The following is a 265-nucleotide window of genomic DNA, read 5'->3' as shown; positions in this document are numbered from 1 at the left end:
GATCACCGCCAGCCACAGCGTTTGATAAGCCGGGCCGGAGGGCAGGAACCACATCAACACCGCCAGTGCAGCGAGGAGCAGGTTGGTGTAGTAATAAATTTTGACGGTATCGAAACGCCGCGTTAACGGGCTGACAATCACCGAGCCGATAATGGAGGCGAAGGTGACCATGGTGAAGAACAGCGACGTGTAGCCCGTACTGCCTTGTAAGACGTAGGTAATGAAGTACATATACCCACCGCCGCGAATATTAAAGACGTTAATC

The 265-nt window shown here is 52.8% G+C and carries 1 protein-coding gene; it reads right to left on the bottom strand.

Features of this window, described 5'->3' with window-relative positions:
• A partial coding sequence (locus QSV46_RS39980) for an MFS transporter (protein WP_314964131.1) occupies window positions 1-249 on the bottom strand: 249 nt, incomplete at its 3' end.
• Window positions 250-265 lie beyond the last annotated feature (16 nt).

Source organism: Bradyrhizobium cosmicum (genome assembly GCF_032290525.1).
GTDB classification, from domain to species: domain Bacteria; phylum Pseudomonadota; class Alphaproteobacteria; order Rhizobiales; family Xanthobacteraceae; genus Bradyrhizobium; species Bradyrhizobium cosmicum_A.
The sequence above is the reverse complement of the archived record's forward strand: the minus strand, read 5'-3'. Positions and strand labels throughout refer to the sequence as shown.